Origin of the sequence: Kribbella ginsengisoli (assembly GCF_039537185.1) — a bacterium.
In the GTDB taxonomy this organism is placed as follows: Bacteria; Actinomycetota; Actinomycetes; order Propionibacteriales; family Kribbellaceae; genus Kribbella; species Kribbella koreensis.
In genome coordinates this window covers 31,903-50,392 of the sequence record NZ_BAABAA010000003.1, presented here as the reverse complement: position 1 = coordinate 50,392, position 18,490 = coordinate 31,903, and the positions used below count along the sequence as shown (strand labels likewise).

Below are 18,490 nucleotides of genomic sequence, written 5' to 3'. Positions count from 1 at the left end.
CACCCGGGTCCTTCACCAAGACCCGGCGCATCACCCGGATCGCTCCAGGACCCGGCAGCTCTATCCGGACTGCTCACCGCGATCCGGCGGCACTACCCCGGGACCACAGGCCCGGGCCAGCAGTACCGGCGACGTCCCGGCCCCTGTCGGGAAGTCGCCAGCACCACCGGCGGCCGCACCCAACGGCCGGCCAGTCGCACCGGCAGACCCGTTCAGAACCCAGCGGACCTGCCAGCACCACGACGGATCTCCCGCAGCAACCGGCAGATCCGCCGGCACCACCCGGTATCCGTACGGCGCCTGCTCTGCGGACACCGGCAGCACCACCCGCGACTCCCACCCTGCTGGGAGACCGCGGCGCAGTACCCGGATTCCGCGGAGCCTCACCTCCGGAACCCGGTAGCGGTCCAGCACCCGAGCGCCTGACGGGACCGTGAACGCAAGACCCGGCTCCCGCGATGCCGCGCGGGAGCCGGCCGCACCACCAGCGCAGGCGCCGGAAGCAGCAATGGACCTTCCGGCCAGCGCACCAGCGGTCCTCGGGCGGGAGGACCGTCGCACCGCCTGGCCCGGCCAATGACGCCCGAGCCAGAAGAGAGCGTGGCTCCCCAGGGAGCCACGCTCTATCTAATTCCGCAGGGCCGTGTCGGCGCCGATCGGCTCTGCCATCTCAAGCTCGTCGAGCCGTCTGCTCAAATAACCCCGGATCCACTGGTACGCCTCAGCCCCCAGCGGCAACCGCAAAGGCGAATCGTCCCGCTCAACGGCCTCGATGATCGCCTCGGCCGCGCGCAACGGATCACCACTCTGCGTCCCATGCGACGCCTCGAAGGCAGCCCGAGCCGGCCCGATCAGCGCCGCGTAGTCCTGCAGCGGCTGCCCCCAACTCAACGACCGCCCACCGAAGTCCGTCCGGAACGGCCCCGGCTCGACGATCGTCACCCGGATCCCCAGCGCAGCAACCTCCGCCGCCAGCGCCTCCGACATCGCCTCCAACGCAGCCTTCGGCCCCGCGTACGCCGAACCGCCCGCACCCGACGTCACGCCCACCACCGACGACATCTGCACCAGATGCCCCGACCGCCGCGCCCGCATCCCCGGCAGCACCGCCCGCGTGACCGCCAACGCCCCGAACAGATTCGTCTCGAACGCAGCCCGCAACTCCTCGTCCCCGTGCTCCTCGAACGCCCCGAGCAAGGCAGACCCCGCGTTGTTCACCAGTACGCCGATCCCGCCGAACGCCTCCTCGGCCGCAGCCACCGCTGCCCGAACACTCGCCCCATCCGTCACATCGAGCCGCGCCACTCGCACCCGGCCGGGCGCCAACTCCTCCAGCTCAGCAATCCGGCCAACCTCCCGAGCAGTAGCCATCACCCGCTCACCTCGCGCGGCCAGCACCTCGACCAGTGCCCGGCCGAGCCCGCTGCTCGTCCCGGTGACCAGCCAACTCCGTCCATCCTTCGCATCCATGCCGTCCACCTTGCCCAAAAGATCGCATGGTTGTAAAGTTTTAATCGATGAACAATCTGCGTGAGCGCAAGAAGGCAGCCGCTCGCCAAGCGATGTCGGACACCGCCACCCGCTTGTTCGAGCAGCGCGGCTTCGAGCACGTCACCCTGAGCGAGATCGCCACCGCCGCCGACGTCTCGGTCAAGACGATCTTCAACTACTTCGGCAGCAAGGAAGACCTGTTCTTCGACGCCGAGCCGCAAGCCCTCGAGAACCTGCTGACCACCCTCCGCGACCACCCCGACGAGTCCTGGACCAACGCCGTCCGCCCCCCGCTCCTCGAAGGCCCGATGCTCGACCTCAACTGCCCCTGGCCGGTCGTCGACCAGACCATCTACGAAGGCCTCCGCGCCTTCCACAGCTGCGAGAACGACTCCCCGACCCTCAGGGCCCGCCGCCTGGTCATCATCAACTCCTGGGCTACGCCGCTGGCCACGGTGACCAACTCACCAGCCTGGTCAGCCATGCTCGTCGGCCTGCTCGCGTTCCGTCACCAGCTACTCGTCACCGGCCTGGTAGCCGCCGACCCCATCACCACCATCGAAGACGCCATCCGCGCCAACGTCGGTGCCGGCCTCGACGCCCTCGACCGCGCCTACCCACTGACCTGAGCACCGCGTACGTAGTACGGGCAAAGAGAAGCGGTCCGGACCCGAAGTACGGGTCTGGACCGCTTCCTTATATATAGAGCGTTTGACTCAGTGCGTGTGCGGCTCGGTGCCGTGCTCGGCCTCGTGGGCCGCGATCTGGGCGCGAACCTCTTCCATGTCGACCGCGCGGAGCTGGGTGATCAGGTCCTCCAGCGCCGGCGCCGGCAGGGCACCCGGCTGCGAGTACAGGACCACGCCGTCGCGAACGGCCATCAGGGTCGGGATGGACTGGATCTGGAACGCCTGGGCCAGCTCGACCTGCGCCTCGGTGTCCACCTTGCCGAAGGTGATGTCCTCATGCGTCTCGGACGACTTCTCGAACACCGGCCCGAACATCTTGCACGGACCACACCACTCCGCCCAGAAATCCACCAGGACGAGCCCGTCGGAACCGACGACCTTGTCGAAGTTCTCCTGGGACAGCTCGACCGTTGCCACTACGACCTCCGAAGTTAGACGAATTCGTCATGCATAACAGCGTGGACCCCGCGAGTGTTCCCGGGGCCGCGCGCGGTGCCGCGCAGGGGATCAGATGGGCATGTCGACGAACGGCGACTGATAGTCCTGCACCTCGTCCAGGATGGCAGCCGCGGCGTCCGGGCTGAGCTCGGCCCGCTCTTTCTCGGCCTGGACCATCTGGCGCAGCAGCCGGGTCTCGCCGGCCGTCGCCAGGCCGGTGATCTCCGGATGCCCGTTCAGCAGCCAGGCTGTGGCGGCCGTCACATACCGTTGCTCGTCGAACGGCCGGTACCAGGTGTCGTACGCCTTCTCCTCGCCGTCCTGCCAGTTCCGCCGGGCGATCATCTTGATCGTCATCAGCGCGGCGTCGCTGGCCCTGACCGCCTCGACCAGCGCAGCGTAGTCATCGGCGTACTTCGGATCGGTGGACAACTTGTAGTTGAGCGGCGTCAGCACGCTGTCGAAATCGAACCGGCGCAGGCCCTCCAGATGAACACTCGGTGCCTCGGCGGTGTGCCCGGTGATGCCGATCGCCGACACCATGCCCTCTTCCTTGGCCCGGATCGCGGCCTCGAGCGAACCACCCTTGCCGGTGACCAGGTCGAGGTTCTCCAGATCGCAGACGGCGTGCATCTGGATCAGGTCGACGTGATCGGTCTGCAACCGCTCGAGCGACCGGTTGATCTCCGCCCAGGCCTCGTCGTACGTGCGCCGTCCGGTCTTGGTGGCCAGGAAGATCCGGTCCCGGATCTCCGCCATCCGCGGCCCGAGCCGCAGCTCGGCCTCGCCGTAATCAGCGGCCACGTCGAAATGGTTGATCCCGGCGTCAAGGGCCTCCTGGATCGACGCGTCGGCCCGATCTTGGTCGACCCCACCCAGTGATGCCGCGCCATAGATCAGTACCGAGCTCTGGTGCTCCAGCCGCCCTAGTCGACGAGTCTCCATCGCATGTCCTCTCAAAGGTCCTCGGATGCGTCAAACACTAGTACTTTGACCCCGCGCCACGGGAGAGTTTTCCACAGGGCGCACCGGGTGATCGGTTACTATCTGTGATCAGTTGGATCGTTCTGCTTACCATGGTTGTTCGCACGGATATTCGAACGTCGGTTCCGTGTGGCATGGTTTGCGCTGCCTGATCGATCGGGTCGGGCATGAGAGAGGAGTTATGGCGACGGTACCGAAGGTGTCACGCTTCACCCGTGGATGTGCATCGAGCGCAGAAGCGGGTAACAGTATGGCTGCGGGGAGCGATGGAGCTTCCGGATCCTGGTCTCAGGTCTCCCGGTGGACAGTTGCTTGCCGTATCCTCCCGGCTACTGTCCGCGTAACTGCTGTCTGAGGGGCGGGTAGCGATGAGTTGGTGGCGAACGTTGCTGAATCTGCCGCCAAAAGGTGAGCATTGGGCGGACCAACGGCGCACGAAGAGGTCGGGCAGACAACGCCCGCAGAACACCGCACCGGAGTGGTGGTCCCACCCCGATGGACCGGTGTCACCCACGCCTCGCCAGGCGCAGGGGGTGGCAGCGCAGTACAGCCAACCCCAACCGCCGAACTCCGGTGGTGTGATGGCCCCTCCGCGTCGCCCGCAGCAGCCGGGCGCCCAGCCCCCGGCCGGCCAAGCGCCTCCGGGTGCGCCTCCTGGTCAGTCGTCGGCGGCAGCCCGTAGTACCGGGCAGCCACCGGAGGGCGGGACCAGGCAGCCCGAGCGGCTTCGGCAGCGATCACCGCACGGCGCCCACGCGGCGCCCGGGCCGGTCCGCGAGCCGATTCTCGAGCCGAGTCAGACTCCTTGGGCGACCGAGCCCGAGTCCTCTTTCTCCACCTGGGCGCGGCGATTCTTCCGCGGCCTGGTGGTGGCCGTTCTGCTGCTCGCTGCCATCAGCGGCGTGCGGTCCTGGGTCCGGCCGAACAACTCGACCACGACCGGCGGCCAGACCACCCAGTCCGGCTTCCCGGCCGACGAGGCCAGAGCAGTCGCGACCCGGTACGCGGTCTCGTACCTGAACTGGGACGAGACCAACCCGGACGCCCGTCCGGCCTCGATCGCCCTCGACCTGGCCGACAAGCTGGACGCCCGGGCGGGCTGGAACGGTCAGGGCAAGCAGACCGCCGACAAGGCATACCCGGGTGAGGTCAAGGTCGACCCGTCCGGCGTCACGGCGGTCGTCGACGTCCGGGTGCAGGTCCGGGCGTTCACCAAGTCGGGCCGTACCTTCGTGCCCGGCCCTTACACGTGGCAAAGGGTCTCCGTGCCGGTGGCGCGGACGGCATCGCGGGTCGTCGCCAGCGGCCCGCCCACCTTCGTCGCCGACGAGCGGGCAGCGTTGCCCGACAACATGCCGGGGACCGGTCAGCCGGACGACGATCTGACCGCGGCCACGTCGAAGGATGCCGAGGCGTTCTTCAGCGCCTACGCCGAATCCGACGAGAAGGTCGAGGCGGTGGCGGCACCTGGTGCGGCTATCCACAGCCTGAACGGGGTCGTCAAGCTGGACGACCTGGAATCGTGGCAGGTTTACACCGGAGACGACAACGAGCGCCGGGCCACGGCCGCCGTCACCTGGGACGGGGCCGGGGACGCGACCCTCAAGCAGACCTACACGCTCACTCTTCGGCGTACTGTCGCCGCGGACGGGGCACAGCGATGGCAAGTGGCTGCCGTCGGATGACCACAGCAGACTGCCGTCGGATGACCAGAGCACCAAGGGAGATACCGCAATGATGACGCACCAACTCGTCGCGAGCGTGGTGGAGCTGACCGCGCCGATGGCCGACAGCAACGTCCCCACCGGGGCGGATTTCAAGGACTGGGTCCTGGTCATCGCGGGGAACATCTTCATCGCGATCCTCGTGCTGCGCGCGATCGGCCACTACTTCAAGCGCGAGTGGGGCGAGCTGTTCGGTCACATCGCGGCCGGCGTGCTGGTCGGTGGGCTGATCTACGCCAACAACCAGACCATCAACGTGCTCAAGGGCTTCTGGGGATTGCTGGCCGGAGGTAATTGATGCGTGTCGGCCGCACCCTGACCCACCACTTCGAGATCGAGACCCGGCAGTACGACCTGCTCGGGATCGATCTGGGAGAAGGCGCCCGCCGGCGGATGATCATCTTCGGCGCGGTCATCATCATCGTCTGGATCGCTCTGCTCGTCCCGTTCATCGGGGTGCCGCAGAAGGCCACGGTCAGCCTGTACATCGTGCCGCCGTTCGTGATCACCGCCTTCGGCTGGCGGGCGGGCAAACACCACGAACGCCGCCGCCGCGTGACCGAGTGGGCGCTCGCCGTCCGCTACGCGTTGCGGGCCCATCGCCCGGTGATCGGACTCGGCGCCCGGGCCGCCGACAAGACGGAGTACCTGCCATGGCGTGAGCGCGTCGCGACCCAGAAGGTGGCCAACCTGGCGAAGGCCAGGGTGACGCCGGAATGGGAACGCGAGGACGTGGTGGAGCTCGACCCACAGGTCCGGGCCGGCGCGGAGATCACCGTGAACCAACGAGCCCGGCTGCTCGGAGCTGACCACGTGCAGAGGGTCAGTCGCAGGACGTCGTCCGGGCTCAGCCGATCGAAGAACAAGGGGCACTGATGAAGATCGCGGACAAGCTCCTGAACCTGGTCGGTGTCGGCCGTGAGCGCGGCCTGCCGCCGCCTCGCCTGGTCGCCATCGCCGACGGTCTGCTGGTGACCGAGCGCAGCGCCGAGGCGTGGTTCCTGATCTCGGTCGCGAACACCGACCTGGCCACCGAGGGCGAGCAGGACGCCGCCCTCGACGCCGCGGTCAGCGCCGCCGCGACCATCCTCGGCGACCGGCTCAGCCATCTGAAGGTGGTCTGGGGCCGCTCGACCGGTCTGGACTACATCGACAGCGTGGCCGGCCACTACCGGATCGGCGACCACGAGGGCTGGGCGCAGACCCGCGCCGACCGGATCGACGAGATGCGGATGCCGGAGCGGTACGTCGCGCTCGGCGTGCACCTCAGCGACCGCGACCCGCGGGCGACCGCGCAGGTCCGCGGCTCGATCAGCGACGCCCTCGGCACGACCTCGTGGCGGGTGAGCGCGCGCGAGCTCGCGCACCTGGACGAGCGCGTCCACAAGCTCGCCCGTCAGCTCGGCTCGACCGTCTGGCGCGCGCACACGGCGCCGGCCGAGGTGATCTCCTGGCTGATCAGCCGCGAGATGCACCGTGGCGCGGTGGCCGCACCGCGTCGCGGCCTGATCACCGGCGCCTCGCTGGCGCGGCTGACGTCCGGCCGGGTCGTGCCCTACACCGACCACCTGCGCATCTACGACTCCCGCGGCCAGATCGCGGCGTACACGAGTGTGCTGGCGATGACCGACTTCCCCGAGGAGCTCGAGACCCCGGGCGCGGGGGAGTGGCTGCGGACGCTGTCCGAGATCAAGGCGATCGACGACGACGGCGACGAGATCGACGTCACCGTCGAGGCCTCGGTCCGGTTCCGGGTACTGACCAAGAAGACCGCGCGGCACCTCGTCGACGAGACCCGCAAGTCGGCCAAGGAGCAGCGCCGGTCGGCCGCGAAGGGCACCGCCGAGGAGACGGCCGACGAGATCGTCGAGACCGAGCGGATCATGCGTGAGGTCAAGCGGGACATCAACCGCAGTGGCCTGACTTTGGTCGAGGACCACCCGCGACTGCTGGTCAGCGCGGACACTCGCGAGGACCTCGACGCGTATGTCGACGCGGTCATCGCGCACTACGCGGACCGCGGCATCACGGTGGCCGCCGGTGCGGACGAGCAGCGGGACCTGTGGCTGGAATCGCTGCCAGGCGACCAGCTCCGGGTGCCCGATCTGGGGCACGTGCGCGAGTCGACGGCGTTCTTCGGCTCGTGGTTCTGGGGCGGGGCGTCGATCGGTGACGCGACCGGTCCGGCGATCGGGTATCTGACCGGGTCCACGCCTGGGTTGGTGCGTTTCGACGCGGCCGCCGGGTCGGCGTTGGGTGACGCGACGACGACGCTGTTCCTCGGCCGGTCGGGTCGAGGGAAGACGACTGCGGCGATGCTGGGCGGGTTGGATTCTGCCTTCGCAGGGGCCTGGGTTCCGCTTCTGGATCTGAAGGGTGATGCTGCTGGGGTGTCGGCGGTCGCCGCGGAGTACGGCGTACCGACTGCTGTCATCGAGATCACCGCCCAGTTCTCCGGTGCTGCTGACCTGCTGCGCGTGCTGCCTGTGGACGACGCTTTGCTGCAGGCGCCGTCGCAGCTCATGTTGCTGCTGCCGCCGCATCTGCGGGGTGCAGCCGAAGCGCCCGTCATGGCGGCGACTCGGGCGGAGATCCAGTCGCCCGATCCGTCCTCGTGGGGCGTCATCCAGCGACTGTGCGCGGCCGAGTCGGAGACCACCCGGACCGTCGGCTTCGCCCTGCGCGACCTGGTCGAGACGGGCCTCGGCTCGGTCGTCGCCGGCCCGCCGTCGGGCCTGTCCTCACTGACGACGAACCCGGGCCTCTGGGTCGTACAGATGCCCGGCCTCACCCTGCCCTCGCCGGAGTCGGCGCCCGAGTCATGGTCGCCGATCGAACGCGTCGGCATGGCCTGCCTCCGCGGCTGCCTCGCCTGGATGGTCCGTACCACCGGCCGTCGCGAGTTCCGCGGCCGCTCGAAGGTCGTCATCGTCCCCGAGGTCCACCTGCTGACCAAGACGCCTGACGGCGCATCGTTCCTCGACTACATCGCCCGAGTCGGTCGTGCTCTCGGCGCCTCGCTCGTGCTGGACACCCAGGACCCGGCGTCGATCCTGAAGCTCCCCGGCCTGGTCGAGCAGATCACCACCCTGTTCGCCTTCAGCCTCCGCTCCCGCGAACAGGTCGACTCGCTCCTCGAACTGCTGGGCCGGCCGCAGACCGCGCCGTACCAAACCCTCGTCCGAGGCATCAACACCGCCGCCAACGGCAAGTCCATCCGCCACGGCCACTGCATCATGCGGGACCGCTGGGACGAGGTCGCCACCGTCCAGATCGACATCCCCAGCCAGCGCGTAGCCGAACTCCTCCGCACCACCCCGGAGTCCGAGCACGACCTCGAACCCACCCAGCCGATCCTCCCGCCCTACGAGGACCCGGACCCCTTCGCCGAAGACGACGAAGACCGCGCCGACGCCGCCCTCCAACCAGCCGCGGCCGCCGCCTCCCAGGCAGAGGCCCACACCCAGGAACCGGTCCAGGACACCCCCCTCCCATCGGTCCCGGTAGTAGAAACCTCCAACCACCACGCCCCCACCGACACCCCCGCCCCGTCGAACGGCACAGCCCCCAACGGCGTGGACCACCACCACCCACCCCGCTACGAAGAACCAATCGGCCCCGACGAGGTCTACGACCAAGAAGCCGACGAAGCCGCCTACAACGAAGCGATGTACCCCGCCAACGAGCCCGACCCGACAAACTCCAACGGCAACGGCCCCGGCAAGAAGGAACACGTCGCATGAGATGGTCTCGCCGTCTCCGCACGGCGTTCACCGTCCTAGCGATCTCCTTCATCGTCACGGCCCAGGTCGCCATGGCCGCCGACCCCCACACGGGCCCCACCAACCCCACCGGCTTCGGCGACCTCCTCCCCACCCCCGACCTGACCCACGGCGACAGCAGAACCCTCTTCGAGTCCTACAGCCCCATGCTGTACACGCTGGAATTCGACAAGGGCATCACTGACTCGTTCAACATGATCTTCAACGGCTACGCCCTGATCGTGATGATGTATGTCACCGCGATCACTCGCGCGGCCATCTCCGTCGGGTGGTGGTTGTTCTCGTTCACCGATGTGACGTCGCTGACGACTGCGACATCCGCGACTGTAGGGGCCACTGGTACGCAACTGGCCGGATGGTTGTTGCCCTCGGCCCTGGCATTCGGCGCGGTTGCCGCCTACACCCAGCGAAAGACGTCGGGAAGTGCGCTCGGCCAGCTGCTCTGGGTCTTCGTTGCGGGACTCCTCAGCATCAGTTTCGCGCTGGCGCCGGGAACGTGGATCCGCGGTGTGGACGGTGCCCGGCAGCTCGGTGCAGGTGCGGTGATGACGGCATCGTCGGACGCGATGGGCTCGACCATGCAGACGCCCGTCCCGTGGCCGGAGCCCGGCTTCACCGGTACCCCGAAAGACACGCTGTTGCGTAAGTCTGCCGATGCCAGCTGGCGTGGGTTCGTCGTGACGCCTTGGTGCATCGCGGAGTTCGGGTCGATTGATGCCTGTGAGCGCTATGGCAAGGGGCTTCTGGATGTAGGCACAGACCCGGACGCTCGCTCCAAGTACGTCAATGACGTCGTCACACCGGCCGAAGGCGGCGGAGATGCGCCGACCGTCAAGTGGCTCAAGGGTGACAATCCGTTCGGCCGGGTGAGCGTGGTGATGATCGCTGCGATCGCGGCGACGCTCTTCGCCTTCCTGAATATTGCCTTGGCCTTCACAGCCCTGATGGCCTTCATAGGCTGTCTGCTGCTTTTGGTCGTAGGGGTGTTCTTTGCGTGTCTCTGGATCATCCCCGGCAGACCACGTCAGTGGGGGCTGAACTGGTTCGAGGCACTGATAGGCCTTGTCCTGCAGTCCTTCCTGGCAATGCTCATCTTCGGTACGGCGCTGACGCTGCTCACCGCCGTCTTCAGCCTGAGCGCTAGCCTTGGCTGGCTGCCGGTCACAGGTCTCGCGATCTGCGTCTTGATCGTGGGCGTCCGCGTACGACGTCTCCTCGACAGCTTGACTACGATGATGCGCCCTGGCACCGGCAGCATCATGCTGGGGAACCTTGCACGCCGAGGAGCGACCGGCGCGATCCAGCGTCTGACCAGCGCGATCAGCAACAGGGGTGTCACCTCGCCGACGCCGTCGGAACGGAATCGCGAGCGGTCCACTCAGCCTGGTAGCGGCACGCAGCGCGTTTCTACGGTTCGGGTCTTCCGGCAGGCGCCGGCCATCGGCACGGTCGGGCGATCGGCGGTGTCTGGTGGAAGTGGGAGCCCCTACGAGCTGACAACCGGCGCGGAGCGACGGAGGACCGACACGGTGGGGGCCGCAGGAGCAAGCGGGCCTGGTGGGGCCGGGTTGGCTACGTCCGAAGCAGCAAGCGTCGGTGGCGGTGGGTCCGGGCGCAAGGCGTCTGCTTTGAGCCTTTCGCGGATGCGGACGCAGACACACGGAGAAGGTCGCCGAACGATCTCGGTCGGCACAGGTACGGCGGCCGCCGGTCCCTCGGCGGCAAAGGCGCCGCGACCTGCTCCGTCAGATGCTCAGCGCCCCGCGCGTCACTCGAAGCGGATCCAAGCTGCACCGGTGAGCGAACCTCGCTACGAGCCGCGTTCCTACGTGCAGTCCGCGAGCCTGCGGGACGGCCCGCCGAAGGGGACGTCGCGCCGACGGCCCACCTCGGCGAAGCAGCGCCGGTTCAGGGAGTACTCGCAGTTCACGAAGGACGGCGTGACTGTGCACGTCCCGAAACGTCGGTGATGGGCGATGGCTGGTAGAAAGCGCGACAAGGACCCGGATCCGCGGCAGTCGGGTCAGCGTCCTCTTCCGCCGGAGCCGGACAGCTGGCGCTCCGTCATCAACAACGACTACGACTATCCCGAGGAGCTCGACGAGCTCAGTGGTCGCGAGCGACGGCGCGCCAAGAAGACCTGGCGTCGCGACGATCACGCGGCGCGGATGGCTTGGCTGCGGAGCCAGCGGCAGGCGGAGCCGGTCTCGCCTGCGGCGATCGTCGTGCTCGTGGTCATCGTGATGGTGGTGATCCTCGGGCTCGGCGGAGGCTTGCCGAAGATCCTGGGCGGTGGCGACGACGACAAGCAACCGGTTGGGTTGTTGACCCCGACGAGCCGGCCGGTCCCGTTGCCGACCGCTTCGGACACAACCTCGACCTCGATCTCGGAGCAGCCAACCGTCACCCCGACTCAGTCGACGCCGCCGCCGGAGACCCGTCGTCCGCCGGCGACGGCGATCGCCGATGCGGTGAAGGTGATCCAGACCTGGGCTCGCGTCTTCTACACCCGCGATCCGGCGGCCGAGAGCTATTCACAGCTGATCAACAAGACCGCTGAGTATGTGACGCCGGGAGTCGGAGCCAGCTTCGCCGCCGCGGGTGACTCGACGTACGACGCGTTGAAGGCAAGCAACGGCCGGTCGACGGTGGTGGCGGCCGTGGTCAGTGCTCCCCGGGCCGATGTCGCGCCGGTCGATACCGAGATCCGAATCACCCGTCTGCTGACGGTGACGATCCAGACGACCGGTACGAAGCCTCAGCGATTCGACGTTCCCCTGCTGATCACCGTGATCTCGGAAGAGGGCAAGTGGCTGATCAGTGAGGTCTCCGGCGGCACCGGGCCATGAGGATCGCGAGAGGAGGCCGAGATGTTCGACGCTCGTAACGCGTCTCGGGCCGGCGGCTTGATGAGCGCGGGCCTGGTTCTCAAGGCTGTCTCAGCGATGGCGCTGGTCGGGGTGGTCGGCCTCTTGATGCTCGCGCCGTTCGGCGCCTCGGGCAAGCCTCAGGCCGCCTGCCTGCCACTCGCGCCGGGGCAGGCGGGCGACGCCAACACCAGCGTGAAGCTCCGTCAGAACCAGATCGCCTTCGCCAGGATCATCGACGACGTGGCGGTCAAACGAGGACTACCCGGCCAAGCCACTCTGGTCGCCCTGATGACCGCTTTGCAGGAGTCGCAGCTACAGAACCTCTCCTACGGCGACCGCGACTCCGTCGGGCTCTTCCAGCAGAGACCAGCCGCCGGCTGGGGAAGCGTGGAACAGATCATGGACCCTCGCTACGCGGCGGAAGCATTCTTCGGCGGGGTCAATCCGCCAGACCCGCCAGGCCTGGTCGACATCAACGGCTGGCCGTCGATGTCCTACAACGATGCAGCTCAGGCAGTACAAGTCTCTGGCTTTCCGGATGCCTACGGACAACACGAGGAGGCGGCCAAGAGCATCGCAGCCTCAGCGGGTATCAACTTGAATCGCCCCGGTGATCCGTACGCCGGTCGCGCGGGCGCGCCACCCGGTGGCGGCGACGATGCGCAGGCGCTGACCGACAACAGCCAATGTGGACAAGGACTGATCTCCGGCCAGCCGGTCAACGGCGTGTGGCCGCCTGAGCAGCAGACGATCGCCGATCCGACCGGAACCGGCGGCCTGGTGACGCCGCGCACCGCCGCGTGGGTCGCTCTGGCACGCAAGTCGCTAGGCACGCTCAGCATGAGCTGCTGGGACGCACACGCCTGGAACCCGACTAGCGACCATCCACGCGGCAAGGCCTGCGACATCATGGTCGGAGGCGATTCCCGACGGTCGGCGCCGATCAAGGCCGAGGGAGACCGGATCGCCAACTGGGCGGTACAGACAGCGGCGCAGACCGGCGTCCACTACGTGATCTGGTACGGCAAGATCTGGTCCGCCAAACGCGGCACCTGGATCCCGTACAACGGCGGCGGCGTCTACGTCCCCACAGACGTCACCGGCGGCCACTTCGACCACGTCCATGTGTCGCTCTACTAAGACCGGCCAACCCGTGCCTAACGTTGAGACCCGAAGGCCACGACCCGACAAGGAGCGCAACCCATGAGCGGCCCGCCCGACCCGTTCGACAACAAAGGGCCAGTTGGCGGCGACCAGCCTTTCCCTGCGGTGCCGCCTCCGTACGGGTACCCGAACCCTCAATCGCAAGGCCCGGGCAGCAATCCTCCCTACGGCAGCCAGCAATGGAATCAATTGCCGCCTGGCCCGCAGCCAGGGCAGTTCCCGGGTGGACAACTACCTGAGCTGTCGCAGGGGAGTCCCGGGCCGGTCCGGCTGGACGCAGGTATCGGCTCTGCCTTGGCTGCTGCTGGAGCGTGGTTCTTCTGGAGCCTGTGTGTCGTCGGGTGGCTAGGCGGATTCTTCGGGGCCAGCGTCGGCTGGGCTGTTATAGGGGTCTGGGTGATTTCGGGCGGATTGACGTTCATCCGTCCGGTAGAGGAGCTGATTGCTCGCCATTTGCTGCGACTGCGGCTGCCAACCGCTATCGAGCGGCAGCGGATCGGGCCCGGGTGGTATCAGTTGGCTCGTCGGGCCGGCGTCGATCCGGAGCGTTACACGATCTGGATCCAGGAATCAGAAGACGTCAATGCGACGCCGACACCTGGACACACGATCGCAATTACTCGCTGGGCTCTCTACACCGTCCCGGTTCAGCATCTGGAGGCGGTTCTTGCCCATGAACTGGGTCATCACCTCGGTGGCCGCGCGTGGCTCAGCCTGCTGAGTTTCTGGTACTCGATTCCGGCGCGGGTCACGCTCATCGGCGTCCGTGCACTCGGACGCCTGATGCGCAGAATTCCGGCGCTCGGCTGCTTCATCGTCGGTTTCCTGGTCATCGGTTATGCGGGTGTTCTGGCAGCGGTACTGATCTTTGGTAACGGGTATCTCTGGCCGTTCTTGTTCCTCACACCTTTCATCGCACCCCCGATCCTTGCTTGGGTCAGCCGGGCACAGGTCAAGCAGGCAGATCGAAAGGCAGCACAGCTCGGCTACGGCCCTTCGCTGGTGCAGGTGTTGCACGGTTGGCAGATGCAGCATCAGAACACCCTGGGGCAGCGCGGCACTCGTCGGGCTGAGTTCATGTCGAGCAGGCCCTCATTGACCGATCGGATCCACGTTCTCGAGACGACTCCCAACCTCTGAAGCAGACCGCGGCGCACGGAGTCGGATCCGAAGATGCGCCGCGGTCTGATCAGCTTCAACGGTGTTGGTGCACCTCAGCCGACGCTGGAAGCATATCGCCGGCCGTGTTCAGCTCGACCCTTTTGGGTCGGGCTGTTCGTGCGTTAGGGGAGGAAGCGGATGTCGGTTGTGGTGGCTGTGGGGGAGGTGAAGGTCAGGAGGGTTTGGGCTTCGGTTTCTATGGCGGTGCGGGTGGATGGGGTGAGTTTGGTGAGGGGTTCTATTTCTAGGATCTCGGTTTTTTTGGATTGTTTGGGGCGGCGCCAGAGGGCGGTTAGGTAGCCGTTGTGGAGGATGGAGCCTTTGCTGAGGGTTTCTAGGAGGGGGCGGGTGGGGGGAGCGGGGGTGGGGTGGAAGCGGGTGCGGTTGGCGTGGGAGAGGAGGAGGTTGTCGTACTCGGGGAGGAAGCGGGTGGGGACTTCGGTTTGCTCGTCGGGGAGGGCCTGGTCGGGGAGGTCGTAGAGGGGGCGGTTAGTGGAGGGGTCTGTGTAGGTGCGGAGGTCTAGGCGGTCGAAGACTTCCGCCAGGTGGGTCAGGCCGGACCAGGTTTGGGCGTCGGCGACTGTGGCGGGGCCGTAGGCGGCTAGGTAGCGGAGGACTAGGGCGTCTACGTCGGGGGTTTGGGTGATGGGGGTGCCTAGCCAGAGGTCGGCGGTGGACATGGTGGGGTTGCCGGATTTGCCCCAGACGCCTCGGGGTGGGATTTGGATGGTGGGGAGTAGGCAGCGGACGGCGTGGGCGAGGGACGGGGCGTCGCGGTCTGGGTAGAGGGGGGCCAGGTGGTCGCGGAGTTCGGCGGCGGTGGCTGGGGCCTCGGAGAGGCGGGCGGTGCCGGCGGCTAGGACGGACTGCATGTCCAGGCCTTCCAGGCGTTTGCCGCCGTAGGTGGTGTTGGAGTAGACCTCGCGTTCCAGGCGGGGCTGGATGAGGCCGCGGATGGCCAGGAAGTCGCGGCTGGACATCAGGTGGATGGTGGCTCGCATGAGGGAGCCGCGGACGGCCTGGCGGGTCTCGAGGAGGTTGGCCAGTTCCATCGGGTCGAAGTCGACCAGGCGGGTCCAGAGGCCGACGTAGGGGGCTTGGGGGGCCTGGGCCTGCATGCCGACCAGGTGCTCGATCGCTTCGAGTGCAGTGGCGGACCGGCGGGAGATCAGCCATTGGCGGTCCAGGGTGGCCCGGTTCTGGGCTCGCAGGCTCAGCTTGGTCATGGCAGATCCTCTCCTTTGCGGGAGGTCAACACTAGGAGCAGAAGAGGCCGTGACGAGTCCGCTACTCGCGGCGGCTGAACGCCTCGATCCGGGCCGCGTACGCCGCCCGCGCCGCGGGATCCACAGCCAGCCCCCGGTCGTCACCAAGTAGGCGCATGCACCAGGCCATCAGCGGTGCAGCCACCAATCCGTCCAGCAGCCCCCATCCGGTCAGGAAGCCCGGTACCGGCGTCTCGGCGCGACGAGTGCGACAGGTCCGCACGACAGCCGCCGCGACGTCCTCCGGATCCACCGTCGGCAAGATCCCACCCAACCGCACTCCGGAGGACAAGGACGTCCGTACTGCGCTCGGCAACACAGCACTAACGCTCACCCCCGTCCCATGCAACTCCCGCCGCACCGCTGCCGAGAGCCCCACCGCAGCAAATTTCGAAGCGTTGTAAACCGCCATCCCCGGAAACGGAATCTTGCCCGCCATCGAAGCGATGTTGACCACGTGCCCGTGGCCCCGGGCAACCATCCCCGGCACCACCAGCCGCATCCCGTGGATCAGCCCCCACACGTTGACGTCGAGCGTCGCCCGGCTGATCTCGTCCGGCTCGTCGAGGAACGGCCCCAGCGGCATCACGCCCGCGTTGTTGACCAGTACGTCGATCCGCCCCGCCTCCCCGACAACCGCGTCGACGAAGCCCGCGTACGACGACCGCGAAGTCACATCCAGAACCCGCGGACCGTCCAGATCACCCACATAGACCGAAGCCCCCAGCGCCGAGAAGGCCGACGCCGTCGCCGCCCCGATCCCACGCGCCCCACCCGTGATCACCACCACCGACCGGCCGATGTCGATCTTCATGATGCCACCTCCACACCCGAACGGATCGCATAGTCACCAGGCGAGAACCGCCCGACCTGATCCCGCAGCCGCCGCGACGACCACGGCCAGTTGAAGCTGTTCCGCCCATTCGCGTCGTGGTAGTAACTCGCGCAGCCACCGGTCTCATAAACCGTCGACGGCAGGGCAGCCTGCACAGCCGAGTTGAAGGCGGCCTGCACCGACGGCCGCACAGACAGACTCGACCAGCCCCGATCCCGCAAAGCCGTCAAGGCGGCAACAGTGTGCTCGAGTTGCGCCTCCAAGATCATGAACGCCGAGGTATGCCCGGTCCCCAGACTCGGCCCGAGCAGGTTGAACAGATTCGGGAACCCACTCACTGTCGTACCGAGGTACGCCGACGGCGACCCCTGCCAGTGATCGTCGAGACTCTTGCCGGCGGCATCGAAAACGCGCGAGGCCAGCGGCAGATCGAGGATCTTGAACCCGGTGCCCAGCACAACGACATCGACATCGGTCACGGACCCATCCACCCCGACCACCGAGGAGCCGGACACAGAGGCGACACCGGATGGGTGGACAGAAACGTTGGAAGAAGCAACCGCCGGGTAGTAGTCGTTGGACATCAGAATCCGCTTACACCCCAGCGTGTACGACGGCGTCAACGCGGCCCGCAGCAACGGATCACGCACCGACCGGCGCAAGTGCCAAGCACCCACCCGTTGGATCTGCCGCATCACCGCCGGATGCCGGAAGCCGACCCCCAACGCCTCCATGCCGCCATACTCCACAGCACGCAGCAGACGCTGAGCAGCGGGCACCCGCCGCATCAGCCACCGCTCGGCCGAGGGCACGTAGTGATCGGGCTTCGGCAACACCCACTGCGCCGTCCGCTGATACAGCTGCAGCGACGACACCAAGGGCTGGATGGCCGGCACGAACTGCACCGCGGACGCTCCGGTACCGATCACAGCGACCCGCTTGCCGCGCAGATCGACGGAGTGATCCCACCGGGAGGAGTGAAACAAAGGCCCGTCGAAATCAAGGGGTACCGACGGCATCAACGGCTCATGCCAAGGCCCGGTCCCAGTGATCAACGCACGTGCCGTCACCGGACCCGAGGACGTCGACACCTCCCAATGCTGATCAGCATCCGACCAGGACGCGCGAAGCATCTCGACACCGAAACGAAGATGCGGAACCACGCCGTACCGCGCGGCCGTCGACTCCAGATACGCCTGGATCTCGGCCTGGCCGGCGAAGGCGCGGGTCCAGGACGGGTTCGGCGCGAACGAATAGGAGTAGAGCGCCGACGGTACGTCGCAGGCGCAGCCGGGGTAGGTGTTGTCGCGCCAGGTGCCACCCAGGGCGGTGGCTTTCTCCAGTACGGCGAAGGAGGTGATCCCGGCCTGACGAAGGCGGATCGCCGCTCCGATGCCGGAGGCGCCCGCTCCTACGATGAGTACTTCGTGGTCAGCCATATTTCAAATACTAGTAGTATCTGAATACTAATGGAAGGTGAAGATGCCGAGACTGACCCGCGCGGAGAGCCAGGCGCGCACCCGCGAGACGCTCGTCGCGACCGCCATCGAGCTGTTCCTGCGGGACGGGTACGCGGCGACCAGTCTGGAGAAGGTCGCCGACGAGGCCGGCTTCTCCAAGGGCGCGGTCTACTCCAACTTCCGCAACAAGGACGAGCTCTGCCTGGCCGTGGTCGACGCGATCCGGCTCGACCAGGCGCACAAGATGGCCCAGGCGCTGGACGGCGCCGCCACCTTGGAAGCGATGCTCAACGGGTTCCAGCGCTGGGCCGACGAGACGATCGGCGACGTGGCCTGGACGGTCTTCGAGGTCGAGTTCGCGACCCGGGCCCGGCAGGACGACGTGGTCCGCCGGGAGCTTGCCCTGCGCAACGCTCAGATCCGGGCCGCGGTCACCGAGCTGCTCGCGACGCACGCCGAGGAGTTCGACATCACTCTCCCCATGCCCGCTGAGGACTGCGCCACGGCGTTGCTCAGCCTCGGCGTCGGCCTGGGCGTCCAGCGAGCCATCGACCCAGACGTCGGCGTCGATGTCCTGCCGGCAGTCATCCGGTTGCTGGCAGGAGGCAACCGCTAGATGTTTTCCCT

Annotated in this window: 17 protein-coding genes; 10 read left to right on the top strand and 7 right to left on the bottom strand. The window is 67.3% G+C overall.

Annotated elements, in window-relative coordinates; all coding sequences use genetic code 11:
• Positions 1-60: 60 nt before the first annotated feature.
• Positions 61-387, bottom strand: coding sequence for a hypothetical protein (locus tag ABD768_RS13920; protein WP_344840795.1), 327 nt, complete (start codon positions 385-387; stop codon positions 61-63).
• A gap of 240 nt (positions 388-627) precedes the next feature.
• Positions 628-1,470, bottom strand: a complete 843-nt coding sequence (locus ABD768_RS13915; RefSeq protein ID WP_343977219.1) for an SDR family NAD(P)-dependent oxidoreductase — start codon at positions 1,468-1,470, stop codon at positions 628-630.
• A 47-nt stretch (positions 1,471-1,517) separates the two neighbouring features.
• Here ABD768_RS13915 and ABD768_RS13910 point away from each other — a divergent pair, with 47 nt between their 5' ends.
• Positions 1,518-2,120 (top strand): TetR/AcrR family transcriptional regulator, encoded by a 603-nt coding sequence (locus ABD768_RS13910; protein WP_344840793.1) that lies wholly within the window; start codon positions 1,518-1,520, stop codon positions 2,118-2,120.
• Between the two features lie 87 nt (positions 2,121-2,207).
• On the opposite strand, the gene trxA is transcribed toward ABD768_RS13910, so the two are convergent.
• Both trxA and ABD768_RS13900 read right to left on the bottom strand, forming a co-directional pair.
• A complete protein-coding gene (trxA, locus tag ABD768_RS13905; RefSeq protein WP_344840792.1) occupies positions 2,208-2,597 on the bottom strand; it encodes a thioredoxin in 390 nt (129 codons plus the stop codon).
• A 90-nt stretch (positions 2,598-2,687) separates the two neighbouring features.
• On the bottom strand, positions 2,688-3,563 hold the full coding sequence (locus ABD768_RS13900; protein WP_344840790.1) for an aldo/keto reductase: 876 nt from the start codon (positions 3,561-3,563) through the stop codon (positions 2,688-2,690).
• Positions 3,564-4,183: 620 nt separating this feature from the next.
• Between ABD768_RS13900 and ABD768_RS13895 the strand changes: the two genes are divergently transcribed.
• From ABD768_RS13895 to ABD768_RS13860, 8 genes are all read left to right on the top strand, one after another.
• Positions 4,184-5,287, top strand: coding sequence for a conjugal transfer protein (locus ABD768_RS13895; protein WP_344840788.1), 1,104 nt, complete (start codon positions 4,184-4,186; stop codon positions 5,285-5,287).
• Between the two features lie 49 nt (positions 5,288-5,336).
• A complete protein-coding gene (locus tag ABD768_RS13890; RefSeq protein ID WP_164597436.1) occupies positions 5,337-5,624 on the top strand; it encodes a hypothetical protein in 288 nt (95 codons plus the stop codon).
• Entirely contained in the window at positions 5,624-6,202 is a 579-nt protein-coding gene (locus ABD768_RS13885; RefSeq protein ID WP_344840786.1) for a hypothetical protein, read from the top strand. The genes ABD768_RS13890 and ABD768_RS13885 overlap by 1 nt, the downstream gene beginning before the upstream one ends.
• Positions 6,202-9,069, top strand: a complete 2,868-nt coding sequence (locus ABD768_RS13880) for an ATP-binding protein (RefSeq protein WP_344840784.1) — start codon at positions 6,202-6,204, stop codon at positions 9,067-9,069. Before ABD768_RS13885 ends, ABD768_RS13880 begins: the two co-directional genes overlap by 1 nt.
• Positions 9,066-11,078: a TrbL/VirB6 family protein gene (locus ABD768_RS13875; RefSeq protein ID WP_344840782.1), complete on the top strand. Its 2,013-nt coding sequence runs from the start codon at positions 9,066-9,068 to the stop codon at positions 11,076-11,078. The genes ABD768_RS13880 and ABD768_RS13875 overlap by 4 nt, the downstream gene beginning before the upstream one ends.
• A gap of 6 nt (positions 11,079-11,084) precedes the next feature.
• Positions 11,085-11,957, top strand: coding sequence for a hypothetical protein (locus ABD768_RS13870; RefSeq protein WP_344840780.1), 873 nt, complete (start codon positions 11,085-11,087; stop codon positions 11,955-11,957).
• Positions 11,958-11,978: 21 nt separating this feature from the next.
• The gene (locus ABD768_RS13865; protein ID WP_344840778.1) at positions 11,979-13,118 is read left to right on the top strand and encodes a VldE C-terminal domain-containing protein; all 1,140 of its coding nucleotides are present in this window, start codon (positions 11,979-11,981) and stop codon (positions 13,116-13,118) included.
• 63 nt (positions 13,119-13,181) lie between these two features.
• Positions 13,182-14,282, top strand: a complete 1,101-nt coding sequence (locus ABD768_RS13860; RefSeq protein ID WP_344840776.1) for a M48 family metalloprotease — start codon at positions 13,182-13,184, stop codon at positions 14,280-14,282.
• A 143-nt stretch (positions 14,283-14,425) separates the two neighbouring features.
• Here ABD768_RS13860 and ABD768_RS13855 read toward each other — a convergent pair whose 3' ends face one another.
• From ABD768_RS13855 to ABD768_RS13845, 3 genes are all read right to left on the bottom strand, one after another.
• Positions 14,426-15,529: a winged helix DNA-binding domain-containing protein gene (locus ABD768_RS13855; protein WP_344840774.1), complete on the bottom strand. Its 1,104-nt coding sequence runs from the start codon at positions 15,527-15,529 to the stop codon at positions 14,426-14,428.
• A 61-nt stretch (positions 15,530-15,590) separates the two neighbouring features.
• Positions 15,591-16,382, bottom strand: coding sequence for an SDR family oxidoreductase (locus ABD768_RS13850; protein WP_344840773.1), 792 nt, complete (start codon positions 16,380-16,382; stop codon positions 15,591-15,593).
• A complete protein-coding gene (locus ABD768_RS13845) occupies positions 16,379-17,842 on the bottom strand; it encodes a flavin-containing monooxygenase (protein WP_344840772.1) in 1,464 nt (487 codons plus the stop codon). Before ABD768_RS13845 ends, ABD768_RS13850 begins: the two co-directional genes overlap by 4 nt.
• 43 nt (positions 17,843-17,885) lie before the next feature.
• Between ABD768_RS13845 and ABD768_RS13840 the strand changes: the two genes are divergently transcribed.
• Positions 17,886-18,479 carry a TetR/AcrR family transcriptional regulator gene (locus tag ABD768_RS13840; protein WP_344840771.1) on the top strand — a complete coding sequence of 198 codons (594 nt, stop codon included), beginning with the start codon at positions 17,886-17,888 and terminating at the stop codon, positions 18,477-18,479.
• Positions 18,480-18,490 lie beyond the last annotated feature (11 nt).